18 protein-coding genes are annotated in these 13,551 nt (G+C 71.8%); 12 read left to right on the forward strand and 6 right to left on the reverse strand.

Going from position 1 to position 13,551, the window contains the following annotated elements; genetic code table 11:
- Nucleotides 1–289: 289 nt before the first annotated feature.
- The 6 genes from AB0P06_RS31415 to AB0P06_RS31440 all read right to left on the reverse strand — a co-directional run bounded on the left by AB0P06_RS31415 (nucleotide 290) and on the right by AB0P06_RS31440 (nucleotide 7,444).
- Nucleotides 290–1,156, reverse strand: a complete 867-nt coding sequence (locus tag AB0P06_RS31415) for a DciA family protein (RefSeq protein WP_363613347.1) — start codon at nucleotides 1,154–1,156, stop codon at nucleotides 290–292.
- Entirely contained in the window at nucleotides 1,153–2,622 is a 1,470-nt protein-coding gene (locus tag AB0P06_RS31420) for a helix-turn-helix domain-containing protein (protein WP_363613349.1), read from the reverse strand. Before AB0P06_RS31420 ends, AB0P06_RS31415 begins: the two co-directional genes overlap by 4 nt.
- Before the next feature lie 795 nt (nucleotides 2,623–3,417).
- Entirely contained in the window at nucleotides 3,418–4,227 is an 810-nt protein-coding gene (locus AB0P06_RS31425) for a DUF1932 domain-containing protein (protein ID WP_363613351.1), read from the reverse strand.
- Nucleotides 4,228–4,268: 41 nt separating this feature from the next.
- Complete coding sequence (locus tag AB0P06_RS31430; protein ID WP_363613353.1) at nucleotides 4,269–5,471, reverse strand: HAD family hydrolase; 1,203 nt, start codon at nucleotides 5,469–5,471, stop codon at nucleotides 4,269–4,271.
- Entirely contained in the window at nucleotides 5,468–6,505 is a 1,038-nt protein-coding gene (locus AB0P06_RS31435; RefSeq protein WP_363613355.1) for an AAA family ATPase, read from the reverse strand. Before AB0P06_RS31435 ends, AB0P06_RS31430 begins: the two co-directional genes overlap by 4 nt.
- A gap of 153 nt (nucleotides 6,506–6,658) precedes the next feature.
- On the reverse strand, nucleotides 6,659–7,444 hold the full coding sequence (locus AB0P06_RS31440; protein ID WP_363613357.1) for a GntR family transcriptional regulator: 786 nt from the start codon (nucleotides 7,442–7,444) through the stop codon (nucleotides 6,659–6,661).
- Nucleotides 7,445–7,840: 396 nt separating this feature from the next.
- On the opposite strand from AB0P06_RS31440, the gene AB0P06_RS31445 reads away from it, so the two are divergent.
- From AB0P06_RS31445 to AB0P06_RS31500, 12 genes are all read left to right on the forward strand, one after another.
- The gene (locus AB0P06_RS31445) at nucleotides 7,841–8,545 is read left to right on the forward strand and encodes a hypothetical protein (protein ID WP_363613359.1); all 705 of its coding nucleotides are present in this window, start codon (nucleotides 7,841–7,843) and stop codon (nucleotides 8,543–8,545) included.
- A gap of 168 nt (nucleotides 8,546–8,713) precedes the next feature.
- On the forward strand, nucleotides 8,714–9,148 hold the full coding sequence (locus AB0P06_RS31450; RefSeq protein WP_363613361.1) for a hypothetical protein: 435 nt from the start codon (nucleotides 8,714–8,716) through the stop codon (nucleotides 9,146–9,148).
- A 1-nt stretch (nucleotide 9,149) separates the two neighbouring features.
- The gene (locus tag AB0P06_RS31455) at nucleotides 9,150–9,539 is read left to right on the forward strand and encodes a WhiB family transcriptional regulator (RefSeq protein WP_363613363.1); all 390 of its coding nucleotides are present in this window, start codon (nucleotides 9,150–9,152) and stop codon (nucleotides 9,537–9,539) included.
- A 5-nt stretch (nucleotides 9,540–9,544) separates the two neighbouring features.
- Nucleotides 9,545–9,682 carry a hypothetical protein gene (locus tag AB0P06_RS31460; RefSeq protein ID WP_363613365.1) on the forward strand — a complete coding sequence of 46 codons (138 nt, stop codon included), beginning with the start codon at nucleotides 9,545–9,547 and terminating at the stop codon, nucleotides 9,680–9,682.
- Nucleotides 9,683–9,747: 65 nt separating this feature from the next.
- The gene (locus tag AB0P06_RS31465; RefSeq protein ID WP_363613367.1) at nucleotides 9,748–10,011 is read left to right on the forward strand and encodes a hypothetical protein; all 264 of its coding nucleotides are present in this window, start codon (nucleotides 9,748–9,750) and stop codon (nucleotides 10,009–10,011) included.
- A gap of 288 nt (nucleotides 10,012–10,299) precedes the next feature.
- On the forward strand, nucleotides 10,300–10,428 hold the full coding sequence (locus AB0P06_RS31470; RefSeq protein WP_363613369.1) for a hypothetical protein: 129 nt from the start codon (nucleotides 10,300–10,302) through the stop codon (nucleotides 10,426–10,428).
- A gap of 250 nt (nucleotides 10,429–10,678) precedes the next feature.
- A complete protein-coding gene (locus AB0P06_RS31475) occupies nucleotides 10,679–11,050 on the forward strand; it encodes a hypothetical protein (RefSeq protein ID WP_363613371.1) in 372 nt (123 codons plus the stop codon).
- A 4-nt stretch (nucleotides 11,051–11,054) separates the two neighbouring features.
- Nucleotides 11,055–11,543, forward strand: coding sequence for a hypothetical protein (locus AB0P06_RS31480; RefSeq protein WP_363613373.1), 489 nt, complete (start codon nucleotides 11,055–11,057; stop codon nucleotides 11,541–11,543).
- 16 nt (nucleotides 11,544–11,559) lie between these two features.
- The gene (locus AB0P06_RS31485) at nucleotides 11,560–11,985 is read left to right on the forward strand and encodes a hypothetical protein (RefSeq protein ID WP_363613375.1); all 426 of its coding nucleotides are present in this window, start codon (nucleotides 11,560–11,562) and stop codon (nucleotides 11,983–11,985) included.
- Nucleotides 11,986–11,990: 5 nt separating this feature from the next.
- The gene (locus AB0P06_RS31490; protein ID WP_363613377.1) at nucleotides 11,991–12,317 is read left to right on the forward strand and encodes a hypothetical protein; all 327 of its coding nucleotides are present in this window, start codon (nucleotides 11,991–11,993) and stop codon (nucleotides 12,315–12,317) included.
- 78 nt (nucleotides 12,318–12,395) lie between these two features.
- Nucleotides 12,396–12,920, forward strand: coding sequence for a hypothetical protein (locus tag AB0P06_RS31495; protein ID WP_363613379.1), 525 nt, complete (start codon nucleotides 12,396–12,398; stop codon nucleotides 12,918–12,920).
- A 140-nt stretch (nucleotides 12,921–13,060) separates the two neighbouring features.
- Nucleotides 13,061–13,546, forward strand: coding sequence for a hypothetical protein (locus tag AB0P06_RS31500; RefSeq protein ID WP_363613381.1), 486 nt, complete (start codon nucleotides 13,061–13,063; stop codon nucleotides 13,544–13,546).
- Nucleotides 13,547–13,551 lie beyond the last annotated feature (5 nt).

Genomic DNA, 13,551 nt, shown 5'->3' on the forward strand with positions numbered 1-13,551 from the left:
AGACGCTCGGCTGGAATACCCCAGCCGAGCGTCTACGTGATCTACTCACCACCTAAAACCAAGTGGTGTTGCGACGACCCCTTGAACCCAAGGACCAGCCCATGGCGAGGGGTAGGCGTCGCCAGTGACGCCCACGCCGGCATCACCGGCGACGCCCAGTGTCTAGAACCAGGACTCTAGAACCAGGTCGCTGCGCTTCTCCCGGACGGCCGCAGGCACCTACAGGTGATCTCCCCGGTTCCCCGCTGAACACTGCCGCGTGCCCCCGCCCGCACCTCCCCCGAACCCGCTACCCCGGATCTGAGAAGTCGTCCACGCAGACCTGGCGGGAACGGGAGACTGTGTAAGGGGTCCCGTGTGCACGGCACAGGTGCACACCATTACGCGGGCGGGGCCCCGCCGGACGCCGGCGAGGTGGCGGGCGCGGCGTTCGGCGAGGGCCTGGCTGGCTGGCGGCGGCGTTCTCCTGGTCGGCTTTCTCGGCGAGGCCCTGGGCGAACTGGTCCCAGGGTTCGCGGTGGTTGAGGATGGCCTGCTCCTGGCGGCCGATGGCGGCCGCGATGGCCGGGTCGATGACGGGGGCAGCGCGCTGGATCTCGGCGAGCGCGCGGTGGAAGCCGGGGCTGGTGACGTCGTTGCGGGTGCGGGCCGGGGCCTCGGGCTGCTCGACGGCCTGGTGGTGCTCGGTCCGCTGGTCGGGGCCGGCGGCGATGGCGCGGGGCGCCAGGACCCGCAGGTCCCGCACAATGGTCCGGCCGACCTTGCCGTTGATCCGAGCGACCAGCTGGCGGCCGAGCAGGCGCAGCTGGGTGGCGTAGGCCGGGGAGGCGGGCTGGAGGTCGAGCCGGCCGGTACGGGCGTCGAAGTGCACGGGCTGCACCTTGCCGACGAGCTCGGGCGCGATCTCGGCCCACTGGTCAAGGATGCCGCCGCCGGTGGTCGGGGTGTCCCAGGCCCGTTCGGCAACCAGGCCGGCCAGGGCGGCACCGAGCCCGATCGGCTCGCGGCCGCCGGTTCGGACCGTGGTGCGGCGGGTCGGGCGGGTGGTGGAGCTGCGACCGCCGGGGGCGTCGGCGCCGCGGGTGCGGGCGGCTTCCCGGGCGGCCTTGAGGGCGACACGGGCGAGGTCGACGCCGCTGGTGGACGTCTCGGTCACGCGGACCTCCAGGGCTGGTGGATGACCATGCGGCCGGTGTGCCGCAGGCGAAGGAGCTGGTCGACCAGGCCGTGGGTGTAGAGCTGGCGGGCGTAGGCCTCGCCGCAGTCCCGGATGGCCATCAGGACCATCTCCGGGTCCTTCTGACCGAGGGCGCGCAGCTCGATGACGTCCTCGCGGGTGAGCTGGTGCAGGTCGGTCAGGCCGTCCTGGTCCTGGGCGAACAGCTCCAGCTCCTGGGCGCCCTGGCCGCCGGCCTTCTGCACTTGGGCGAAGGCCTGGTCGACCATGTGGCCCACGGCGCGGGTGGCCGGGTCCTGCCAGTCGGTGAAGCGCCACTCGTCGGAGTGCCGGTTGTGGCGGGCCTTGGCGGCGGAGCGGGACTCGCGCCAGTGCTCGACCTGGGCGGCGCGCTCCTTCGGGGTGCGCCAGCCGGGCATGCCGGTCATGCCCCGCAGCCGGTGGGCGAGCAGGCCGGAGGGCCGGTAGCTGCCGTGCTGCGGCTCCTCGAGGGTGGACACCCAGGCGATGACCTCTTCTGCCGTCCAGCCCGCGTCCGACACCTCCCGCACCACCCAGGCGATCCGGGGAACCAGGGCGCGGCGCAGCCACGGCACGGTGCGCACCAGCTCGGCGGCCAGCTCGAAACGGCGCCCAACCTGGTTGAGCTTCCGGGCGCCCGCCCCCGCCTTCCCTACCTTCTTCGCGGTGGTGGACTTCGGCTTCCCGCTGGCGACGTCTGTCTCAGAGGGAAGGCGAGTAAGACGGTCAGTGGAAAGAGAACAGCAACCACCCTCCATTGGGGTGCAATGGCAGGAGGCCGAAGAGGAGCCGTCAGCACTCTGGGACTGGTGGGACGAGGAGCTCTCCGCCGGGGCCGCAGCAGCCGTCAGCGAGGCCTTCGCCGCCGTCTTCGGCCGGGCCGCCCGGAGCTTGCGGACCGCCTTCTTGCCGAGCAGCGCCATCACGGTCCGGCCGGCCTCGGCGATCCCGACGACGCGGCGGGTGGTGCCGTCCCCGGCGGTGCGGATGCCCAGCGCCAGGTCGAACGCGGCCGGGACCACCATGACGAACTCGCTGGCCTTCGCCTTCACCCCGCAGACCCGGGTGCCCTTGACAAGGTAGGCGAGCAGCCCGGACTCGCGCAGCATCCGCAGGTGGTTCTGCACGGTCCGGGGCGTCATCTTGAGCTTGCGCGCCAGGTACTCCACGCCCGGGCGGCACGGCGACAGCGCGGCCAGCTCCTGGGCGACCCGGACGGTGGTGCGGCCCATCTCCTTCGGTCCGTGCGACCAGGCCGGGACGTAGCAGCCCGACGCGACCACCCAGTGCACCGCCTGCATCCACGAGTACGGGTCCGAGACGATTCGGCCGGAGGTCGTGGTCGCCCACTGCTCCGCTGCCGACACCAGCAACCGGGGCAGTACCGGCAGGCTCGGCACGAGCCGCCGGACTGCCCTCGACACCTCCACCGTGCCCGCGGAGGCGTCGTCAGCCGGCTCCTGGCGCTGGCCGGGAACGAGCGGCGCGGCTGGAACTACACCCGAGAGGCCGTCCACGGCACCCCCGACACCATCACCCGAACGTGTGATGTCCATCACAGTCCCGGGGCTGTTGGCGGGGGCTCCGACAACCGGTCCGTCAACCGGTCCCCGGACGAATCCCATGGCAGGAACGGGGGAGGAGATCTCTCCCCCCTCCCGGACCGCATCGTCCGAGCTCAAACCGGGGACACCACCAGCCGCGACGGGGACACTGCGGGACTGGAACGGGGCTGTGAGCTGCTGCAAAATGACAGAGCCCTCCTACTCGCAAGTGGATACGGCAACGGCCCCCTTCGCCGGGGGTCGGTACAACGGACCCCCTCGCGGGGGTACGGCAAGACGGCTCCCTCCCAGGAGCCGGTACTGCAAGGCACCCCCTCGGGGGGCTGGTTCGCCTAGAACCGCACTGCGTCCTTCCCGGGCCCCGGCCGCCAAGCCGGAGCCCGTTCCGGGCCCTCGTCCGATCGTCAAATCGGACGGATCACGTAAGCCGCAGTCCAGTGGTTGGCCCCACTGGAAGCGGCCCTGGGGTTGCTGGCCTCGCCAAAGGCCGGCGCCCCGTTGGTCTAAGTCACCACACCAACCCCTTCGGGGGAGAGGTGTGTCCGCATACGACGACGGCACCCCGCCGGAGCGACCTCGAACCGGTCGCCTCTACGGCGGGGTGCCGCGTGTGTGCTTGGTGGCGGGTAACGATCCGACGGCCCGACAAACCCTTCATCGGACGGACCCCCTCAGCGTCTCCAGGGCGTCCTCCACCGAGATACCGCCGTTGTCTTTCGCATCCGTCCAATACCGGAGCGTGCCAGCGACCGCGCGCATCACCTCGTCCGGGAGGCCCGCAGCGCGCAGCGTGTCGGCGGCCTCCTCCAGCTCGGGTGCCCACCTCCACGCCCTCGACGCGGTCTTGGAGATGTAGTCGGTCTCGACCAGGTAGCTGCCCTGCCGCGCGTCGGCGACATCCAGCAGCGCCTGGCCGACGCCGTGGTGCTGGCCCAGGGCGTACGCGAGCGCGGCCAACACCCGGCTCGCCTTCTGGTACGTGCTGTACGCCACCTTGAGCCCGCTGGCTTGACCGATCTCCTCGCCCAGGACAGGCGTCAACACCGAGGTGTCAGCGAAGATCCTGGCGACCAGACTGGTCGCGTCAGCCGGGCCGGACAGGAACAGCCGGGTGGTCTTGCCACCGACCGGCGGCGACCCAATCACCGCGCCGTCGACGACCGCGCGAGCACTGTGCCCCACAAGGCCGGCGATCCGTTCGGCCCGTTCCGGGCTGATCGCGTTGCCCTCGACGAACACACCGGCGAACCGGTGTTCGGCGACTTCACGAGCTACATCCTCGGCGGCGGCTGGCGGACACAGACTCAGCACGACCTCGGCCTGCCTCAGCAGCTCGGACAGCTCGGCTACCAGTTCCAGTCCGGCCTGCTCGGCGCGCCGTACGGTCGCGGCGCTGCGTCCGGCCGGGCACCACAGCACCCTGGCCCCGGCCGATACCGCGCAGGCCGCGACGGCCGCGCCCATGCTGCCCGGGTGGAGCATGCCGAGGACCGGTTGTGTCGAAGTCATCGGGCACCCCCGCGAACGAGTGCGAAGGCCTCCACGGCGGTCTCGGCGATGATGTCCGGCTCGGCTCCGCCCGGCCAGGGACGACCGTGCGAGATCCAGATGGTGCGCAGCCCGGCTTCGCGGCCGCCGACGATGTCCAGCTCCGCATTGTCCCCGATCATCCAGCCGCCCTGTGCGAGGCTTCGGCCGACGCTGGCGGCCGCCGTCTCGAAGATCGGCCGGTCCGGCTTGCGGGCGCCAGCCTCCTCGGAGATGCACACCGCGTCGGCCCGGCCGGCGATGCCGCTCGCCTCGAGCTTGGCACGCTGGATCTCACCGCCGCCATTGGTGACGATGACGACCCGCCAGCCCCTCGCTCGAACAGCGTCCAGCGCGTCGAGAACCCCCGGGAAGGGACGGACCGCAGTGGCCAGTTCCGTGCTGTAGCGGGCCCACAGCTGCTCGGCCGATTCGGGCAGGCGCAGCTCGGCGCACATACCCTCGAAGGTAGCCTGGTCGGCGCGGATTTTCATGTCGTCGAGCATGCGCTGCTCGACCTTCGCCGCCAGGCCGTGCTCGGCGCAGTACCCGGCGACCCAGGCAGTCACTGCGCCGAGTCGGTCGATCAGGGTGTCGTCGAAGTCCAGCAACACCATCTGCTGCTCGCGGTTGGCGAGCGCCTGGCGGATCTGCTCGGCGGCCTGCTCGGGCGGGACAGCGTCGGTGTGGACCACCAGGTCGAATCGGAAATCGCCGTTGGTTTGCAGGTCGGTCAGCGTCGCATCCCAGGCGGCGAGCCGGGTCTGCGTGTCGCTGTCCCCGCGGCCTGCTGACCGGACGGCGGTCACCTCGCGCGGGCACCACAGCAGGACAGTGAGCCACTGTGCCGGATGCCCCTGGATCAGGGCCCGGACGCCGTCGACCTGGCCGAGGTGGACGACCGGCACGCCGGCGGCGAACGCGTCCTCCAGGCCGGGCCGGTCGACCACGTAGGTGCTGTCGTACCTGCCGTTCTCGTAGATGACCGCACCAGCAGCGCGGAGTTCTTCGAGCTGCTGCTGGGAGCCCATCCGGTAGCCAGCCGTGCGGCCCGAGCCCACCTTCAGCCGGGTGAACTGCCGGTAGGACGGATCCAGCGCTGCCAGCGCGGCGGTGATCGTGTCCTTGCCCGCGGCCGGTGGCGCGTAGAGGAGCACCCCGCGTTGCTGCTGGCTGCTCATACGCGCACCTCCGCGAGTGCGAGCCGGGCCTGGTCGGCCAGCGAGATCGCCGCCCCCATGCGGTTGTCGACCACCAGATGTGGCACCACCGGCCGCAGCTCTGTGTCGACGGTGGCGATGTAGTCGTCCCAGTTCGCCAGCTTCCACGCGTCGCGGGCGGCCGACCGGAAGCCAATGTACTCGCGCATCGACTCCTCGTCGCAGCGCACCCAGATCGGCGACACGTCGACGCCCTGGGCGCGGCAGCGGTTGACGAGTCGTGCCATCCACGCTTCGTCCGTCATCTCGGCGATGAACGGGGCGGTCAGCACGCTGGAAATGCCGCAGGCGACGTTGGCATAGGCGGCCTGCATCAGGCAGTCGTACTCGAGCGCCCGCACCTGGCTGCGATACAGGTCCGTGTGCCGATCGTTGGGGTCGCCGCCGAGCGAGACGAGCAGGCGCTCGACCAGCGGCCGGGTCAGCGGGTCCTTGTCCAGCAGCGGCCAGCCGGTCAGCTGCGTCAGGAACCTGGCGAACTCGGTCTTCCCGGAGCCGGCGAACCCGCCGACCAGGACGATCGAGGGCCGGTGCGGATCACCGCCCGTGTGCCTGCGCTTCCACGCATCCATGATCCGCTGCTGCAGTCCCACGTTGTCGGCCTCGGCCGTACCCGGCGCGATCCGGTGCAGCGCCCGCTCGACAGCCAGCACATGAGCCCCGTTGTTCGTTGGGGACATCGGCGTCAGCGTGAACCTGGTCTCCTCGCCCGGCAGCGGATTCCGGAATCCGAGCTGGGCATCCGTCGCCCGATAGAGCGCGCAGTACGCCCGCTTGTAATCCGGCCCCGGGTAGACCTCGCCCTGTTCGTGCTGCCAGATCGTCTGAGGATGAGCAGCCGGAACATTCTTCAACCCGACCTGCTCGGCTACGGTCCGGAGGCTATCGCCGGCCTCCTCCAACGTCAGACCGTGCGCCTGACGGTGCTCGCGCAACTTCTCGGGCCGCCACCCCAGCCGGACCTTCGCCATGCCCCCCACCTTCGCTGTCGTCATGCTCGCGAGCCTAGGGGCGGAGCCCCAAAACCCATGTGTACGTGGATGTTGAAAACGCGTTGATGGACCCGCGTACGGATCTCACCATGCAGATGCGATGGTCCTAGATCGCTCTGCCCGCTGTGATTGGTCACCTCAGCCAGGGAGGGGAGTTCAGTGATCGCCAGCGTCTACGTCGTTCGCCAGCTGCGCGCTCGGGCTGCGACTGATCGAGTACCCGATCTCGAAGCGCTCGCTGCTCATTCGGGTGTCGTTGACCTCCAGCACCTGACCGGTTGGGGACATAGTCAAGCGAAGTACCCGAAGAAGCGGCACTCCGACATCGGTTGGCAGATGCAGTGCCTCTGCTTCCTCGGGCGACGGCATACGAGCGGAGACGCTCTCGCTCCACTCGAGCGGGCGGTGCCCCATCTCCTCAAAGCGGTCGTAGATGCCGCCGGGGCCAGTGTCTGCCTCAGCCAGGCGGGTTCCTCGTGTCAGAACGGCTGGCAGATAGCTCGTTGCCAGCTGCGTTGGTTCGTTGGTTTCTGGGTCGCCCATCACGCGGTCACGTACGAGGACCTCGGCCCCAGGTTCAAGACCCATCAGCGCACTGAGGTCGACCGGAACGATTCCCCAGCTCACCGTAGGTGCCGAGAGGGCCTTCCACGGCTGGGCGGTCGGATCGAAGAAGTAGCCGATCTCGTCGCGGAAGACCTCCCTCGACCTGGTAATACGCAGCTTCTCCGGGCGCTCTCGGACGATCGTTCCTCGGCGGCGAACAGCGATAACCAGCCCCTCCTGTTCCAGCAGAGCGATAGCGCTGCGGACGGTCTGGTAGCTGGCGCCGTACTGCTCCTGAAGCTCGGTCAGCATCGGGAGTCTGTCGCCCGGCGCGTACCGCCCCTCGCTGATCTTTTGGCGCAGGTCAGCGGCGATCTCGCGATACGAGGCGGCCATCGGTCACCCCTTTCTAAGACTGGACGGGTCAAGTCTAGCGATAGCTCTATCAGCTTCTAGCGGTCCGACACAACGTCGTCGGCGCGTTATAGCTATCGGTATTGACATCATGCAGCCGGTCCGCTCTACTTGGCAATAGCGATAGCTAAAACGCTCCGTGAGGGGTTGTAGCTCATCGCGACATAGCAGGCAGCCCCATCCGCTTCGGCGGGGATCGAGTTGAGCCCACCCGCTCCTCGGGACCCGAAGTTGCGGGGGCTGCCACATATCGGGCACCACCCTCAGCGCTGCTGCGCTGTCTGTGCGCCAGGACCGCCGGCTGACCGGCAGGGCCTGGCGGGCGGAGAGAGCAGCACTCGCCCCGCACTCTCCCTCTCTTCCTGCCAGGAGGCCCCGATGCCCGCTCGCGTCCGCACCAAGCGCCGCAGCTCACTCGCCCCGCTCAAGCTCTCGACGTTGCGCCCCAGCACGTACAACCTGCGCCCGACCGAACTGCACACCGTGGTCTGCCCGGACTGCCAGACCTGGCAGCAGATCGTGGGCGCCACCACCCTGACGATCCGCGACCACTACGCGACCGACCTGTCCGGCGCCGAGCTGGCGGCCGGCCAGCGGGACCGTCGCTGTTCGTCCGCGCGCCGGGTCGTGGTCATCGACATCGACGTGGCGACGTGGCAGCGGGCGCAGGACCGACGGATCTCCCCGGACGCGATGCCCGCCGAGATCCGCCGCCCGACCAAGGTCCTCCGCAAGATCCCGACCCCGAAGCCGCCGGCGCTCACGCAGCTCAACCCCGCCCCGGCCACCGCCGCCTCCGCCCACCGGGCGCAGCAGGAAGCGGCCCGGACCGCTGGCGAGCGCGTCCTTCGGCGGCAGTTCCCGGTCCGCCGGGCGGCCGAGTGGGCCGGCGTTCGGCTGCAGGTCCTCGTCGCCGACACCCTGCGCGAACTCCCGCTGGAGGACGCGCTCGGCCCGATCCGCGGCGCTGAGGTGCCGACCGAGGGTCGCGACACCCGTGAGGAGTCTCGGGCCCGCGCCACGGCGCGCAGCGCGAAGGTCGTGCTCGCGGCGAGCCCGGTGCGCCCGCGCAGCGCCGCCTGATCCTCCGCTGGCACGAACGACCACAGCAGCCCCCGACCCGCACACGGGTCGGGGGCTGCTGTGGCTGCTCGTACAGCAGCACAGAGCAGCAAGAAGGCCCCGGGGGTCCAGCCCCGGGGCCTTGTTCGGCCGTCCCAACCCACCGCAGTAGACGAGAGGAACCCGACCGTGACCACCATCATGGCACCCACCGCCACCTACGAGGTCGCCCCCGACCTCGAGGACCTCTACACCCGCTACTCCGGCCGGCTCCTCGCCGCCGCGACCGAGCGTCTCGCCGCGATCAGCCCGGCCGCGATCGATCTGGACGAGGACGTCACCCAGGACGTCTGGACCGCCGTTGCCGCCGGCCACTACCCCGCCGGCCGCCACGGCCTGGACGGCCTGATCGCCCTGCTCGACAGCGCGGTCCGCAAGGTCCGCGCCGTCCGGGCCCGCGAGTACACGGCGGGTATCGCCCACCCCGCCCGCCGCACCGCCACCCCCGTCGACCTGGACGCGCTCGCCGAGGCCACCCCCGTCGTGCCCGCACCCGCCCGCCCCCTCCACCCGGCGGCCTCCAGCGCGGTGTTCGCCGGTCTCGCGATCCGGAAGGCGGCCTGACATGACCGTCTTTCACCTCGCCTTCCGCCCGAACAGCGCCGCCCGGACCGCCACCAGCACCACCACCCCGGCCCCGGCCCCCCGCCCCTGCCAGGGTGTGGACCCCGAGCTGTTCTACCCGAAGACCGAATCCTCCTCCGCCCTCGGAACCACCGACGGCGAACAGGCCGCCCTCTACATCTGCGCCCGCTGCCCGCTCACCCAGCGCACCACCTGCCTGACCGACCAGCTCTCCCACGGACCCACCAACCAGTGGGGCGTCTCCGGCGGCACGACCGCCGCCCAACGCCGCCACATCCTCCGCCACGGCACGCCCAGCGACGCCGTCACCGCGCAGCTCCGCGGCCAGCTCGGACAGGCCACCACCCCCGCACTCCCCCTGGCCGGGTGACCGCGATGAGCCAGACGACCGAGAACGCCGCCGAACTCCAGCGCCAGATCCAGCAGCAGCAGGCCGCCCTCGAAGCCCAGCGCGCCGCCGACCGCGCGGCCGCCGAGGCCTCCGCCCGAGCCGCAGCCGGAGGTGCCCGATGAGCCTCGTCGGCGGAACCCCGATCCCCCCCACCCCCTCCCCCGCCCGCCACCTCGAAAGAGCCGCAGTGGGCGGGGGGTCGGTCCTGATGGGACTGCTCTCCGCGCTCGGCTTCGGCTCCACCAAGTCCGCCAGTTCCTCCGGCGCGACGACCCGCACCAGCGGGATGTCCTCCGGCGGCTGGCACGCCCACGACCCGGCCGCGGCGCAGCGCCACCACCGCATGTCGCAGGTCTCCCTGCCGGCCGCCGAGACCGACTCGGCCAGCCGTTGCGAGCTCAGCCCGAAGTCCGACCCCGAGCACGTCAACGCGAAGTTCTGGAGGGACTGATCATGACGATCACCGTTCGGCTCTTGAACCAGGCTGACGAAGCCTTGCGCCGGATGCGCGAGGACCAGGCCCGTCGCGACGCGGCGAAGGCCTCCGGGGGCTCCGGCAAGTAGTTCTGCCCCTCTTCTCTCGCAGTTCGGCTTCCCGCCGCCTGTCTCTCGGAACCGTTCTGGCATGCCCATGCCGGGACGGGTGCCGGGAGTGGTGCGGCGGGCCCCGCCAAGGGCCCACCACCGGCACCGCTGTCCCATCCCCTCTTCCACTCGCGCAAAGAAAAGAAGAGAGCCCGTGGACCTCCTGTTCTTCGCCTTCTTTGCGACCTGCGCCGCCACGTCCGGCTGGCTGCTGGTCGCCATAGCCGCCCACCACCACGTCTTCGTTCCCTACCTCGCCCGCTTGGAGGATTCCGATGGCTGATGACCAGCCGATCGAGCCGACGCGCGTCGAGCTCTCCGGCGAGCGCGGCGCGTCGGGCGGCACACCCCCGCCTCCGCCGCCTCCGCCGCCTCCGCCGCCGAGTGGGCCGCCGGACCTTCCGTCGCCGCGTCGCGGCGGTCCCCCGCCGCCTCCGCCCGGTCCCCCGGCCGCACCTCCCCCGCCGCCCCCGCCGTCCAGGCCGGGCGGTCTGCCGGAGCCCAGCAACTGGTACGGAGGCGGCGGGGGCGGGGTGGCGACCGCACCCGCCCCGGCACCGGTCCACGTCACGAACCACCACCACCACTACTACCCGGCGCCCCAAGCGCCAGCCCCGGCTGCCCCGGCCCGGTTCGCCGTCGCCCGGCTCCGCCCGGTCGCCAACGGCCTCGCCTTCGTCATCGGGGCGATCGTGGCCCGGAGCGTCTGGAACCCCGTGTACCACGTCTTCGGTGACGAGCCGGGCGTCGTGCTGGCCGGACTGGTCGGCGCGCTCGTCCTGGAGTACCGCTTCCGCTACCAGCGGGTGTGGCCGGCGAGGGTCCTGACCTTCTCCATGGTTTCCTCGCTGGCACTGACCCCCGCCGGACTGCACCTGGTCGGCTACGCCTTCACGGGGGTGTGAGCCGGTGACCGCCGCTCAGCTGTCCCTCGGCGGGCTGGCCCTGGCCGTCGCGATCCTGGTCTTCACCGCCGTGCGGTGGTGGCGCCGCGGCCGCGAGCTCCCTGGCGTCGCCGCCCTCGTCGGCGGCCTGCTCGTCGGCCTGCTCAGCGCGCTCTGCACGGGCGGCCTGCTCGGCTTCGCCGCCCGCCGCCTGACCACCGAGGCCACCAACCCCCTCGGCAACCGCCTCGGGGGCACCGGCTCCGACCAACTCCTCCCCCAGGCCGCCCCGGCCGGGATGAGCGCCGGCGGCGGCGTCGCCACCACCGTCCTGCTCGTCCTCCTCGTCCTGGCCTGGCGCTGCTGCGACCACCAGCTGCGCCGCCAGGTCACCGCCGGGATCGTCTCCGGCTCCGCGCTCGGCCTCGCCGGAGGGATCTCCGGCCTGGCCGCCACCACCCTCATCCCCGCCGCCAACCACCTCGGCGACCAGATCCTGGCCGCCCTCTACTGACCGTCAGGAGACCACGGTGGACCTGCCCCTGCCCTTGTTGTCCCTCACCCCCGTACCGGCGGGCCTGCTCTTCGCGGGCCTCGCCGCCCCCTACCTGACCAACACGCTCCGGATCGTCACCCGGCGCCCGCGGTCCGCCGACTGGGACGCCCGCCTGCTGAGCAACGCCCCCGGCCTCGGCCTGGTCGCTGGCGCCACCGCCGCCTGGTCCCCGCACCTGGCCGACGACGTGCCGCTGCCCTCCGGGCCCACCGGCTTCGCCGCCCTCTACGTGCTGGGCGTCTGCGTCAGCTCCTGGCGGATGCCGGCGCAGCCCAGCCCGGCCCACCGGGCGGCGCACAACCGGCTCGCCACCCCGCACGCCTGGATGGTCACCGTCGCCGCCCTGCTCGCCGCCTCCTACCTGGCCACCCGCCTGGCCGCGGCCCTGGGCGGGATGTGAGCGGCATGGACGACCTCTACCGCCTGCTCCTGGCGGCCGCCCTCACCGCCGGGTTCGGCGCCTTCCTCTACCACGTCGCCCCGATCCCCTCCTGGAAGACCAGCCGCCTCGGCTGGCTGCGCCCGGTCCTGTGGGGCGCGGGCCTGGGCGCGGCGCTCGGCGTCGTGGGGTGCACGCCGTTCCTGCGGCACATCGTGCTGGTCGTCCTGGTCGACCACCCCTGGTGGATCGATCTCGCCGTCCTCCTGACCGGCGTGGCGGCCCTCCCCGTCCTGATCGTCCAGATCCGGCGCTGGGAGCGCGACCACCCCGAGCACACCCGCGAGCCCTGATCCCCCGGCCGCCCGACGGCGGCCACCCCCTCCCCTCCCCTCCCCTCCCCTCCCCTCATTCCTCTGGAGGTCACCACCGTGTTCGTCCCCGCCACCACCCTGACCGTGGGCGGTCTTTTCGTCGGCATGGCGCTGCCGCTGTGGCACGTCAGCAGGTTCGCCATCGGCAGCATCAAGAACGGCCGCACCGCGACGAAGGGCGCCCTGGACCTGGTGCCGCTCGGCGTCGGCATGCTCTACGGCGGCATCGCCACCGCCACCACGTCCGGCCTGATCGGGTTCACCACAGGCGCCATCACCTGGTTCGGCAACGGAGCCGGGTCGCTGGCGATGTGGGGCAGCACCGGCGGCCACACCACCCTCGCCGCCCGCGCCACCGAGACCGAGCTGTCCGGCATGGGCAACCTCGTGCTGCTGCTCCTCACCGTCGCGATCCTCGGCGCCTGGAAGGCCATCCCCGCCAAGGCCAAGCCCCGCATGCGCCTCGGCATCATCTCCGGGATTCTCCTCGGTCTGTCTGCCACCCTCGGCGGCCTGGTCATGGCCACCGTCATCCCCGCCGTCAACGGCATGGGCTCCGCCCTCGTCGGCACCATCGCCTGACCCCCGGCCCCGCCGGCCCGGACGCCATCGGTCGCCCACGCCCCGCACCGCGCCCAGCGCGGCCGCGGAGCGCGGGCGGCCGTCACCGCCCGGACCCACCCACTTCCACGGCGAAACCGCCGTACGAAAGGACGACCCCGATGCTCGGAGACAAGCGCGCCGCCCGCCGCCACCAGGAATACCTGGACAGCCGGCGCCGTGACCGCGAGCGCACGATGCGCAGCACCCTGGCCAAGGCCGCCGGCCTGACGGGCATGGCCCTGGTCGTCCGGGTCGACACCTGGAACCACCTGCTCACCCGGCCCCACCTCGGCGCCCTGCTCGCCGGTATCGACGCCTCGCGTATCGACGGTGACCCGGCGTCGGTGCGCGCCACCCTCACGGTCACCCTCTCCGGACCGCAGCTCGTCCACCTCGCCGCCGGCCTGTTCGCCGACAAGGAGACCGACGACCCGGGCCCGGCCGAGGAGGCCACCCGCGCCATCGCCGGACGCCTCTACCCGGTGCTCGCCGCCGCCATCGACACCGCCTGCCCCGGTTCGCCCTACCTGGGCCCGGCGCCGGCGACCGCCCGCGAGCTGGCCACCGTCGTCCTCGACGCCCCGAGCGGCCCGCCCTCCCGCTGAACCCC

Origin of the sequence: Kitasatospora sp. NPDC088351 (genome assembly GCF_040685575.1) — a bacterium.
Classification (GTDB): Bacteria; Actinomycetota; Actinomycetes; order Streptomycetales; family Streptomycetaceae; genus Kitasatospora.

Coding starts and splice junctions, on each gene's coding strand:
- AB0P06_RS31440 (WP_363613357.1), bottom strand. CDS start 7,444: ATGGCCGCCTCGTATCGCGAGATCGCCGCTGACCTGCGCCAAAAGATC.
- AB0P06_RS31425 (WP_363613351.1), bottom strand. CDS start 4,227: ATGGGCGCGGCCGTCGCGGCCTGCGCGGTATCGGCCGGGGCCAGGGTG.
- AB0P06_RS31455 (WP_363613363.1), top strand. CDS start 9,150: ATGACCGTCTTTCACCTCGCCTTCCGCCCGAACAGCGCCGCCCGGACC.
- AB0P06_RS31435 (WP_363613355.1), bottom strand. CDS start 6,505: ATGACGACAGCGAAGGTGGGGGGCATGGCGAAGGTCCGGCTGGGGTGG.
- AB0P06_RS31500 (WP_363613381.1), top strand. CDS start 13,061: ATGCTCGGAGACAAGCGCGCCGCCCGCCGCCACCAGGAATACCTGGAC.
- AB0P06_RS31460 (WP_363613365.1), top strand. CDS start 9,545: ATGAGCCAGACGACCGAGAACGCCGCCGAACTCCAGCGCCAGATCCAG.
- AB0P06_RS31445 (WP_363613359.1), top strand. CDS start 7,841: ATGCCCGCTCGCGTCCGCACCAAGCGCCGCAGCTCACTCGCCCCGCTC.
- AB0P06_RS31430 (WP_363613353.1), bottom strand. CDS start 5,471: ATGAGCAGCCAGCAGCAACGCGGGGTGCTCCTCTACGCGCCACCGGCC.
- AB0P06_RS31490 (WP_363613377.1), top strand. CDS start 11,991: ATGGACGACCTCTACCGCCTGCTCCTGGCGGCCGCCCTCACCGCCGGG.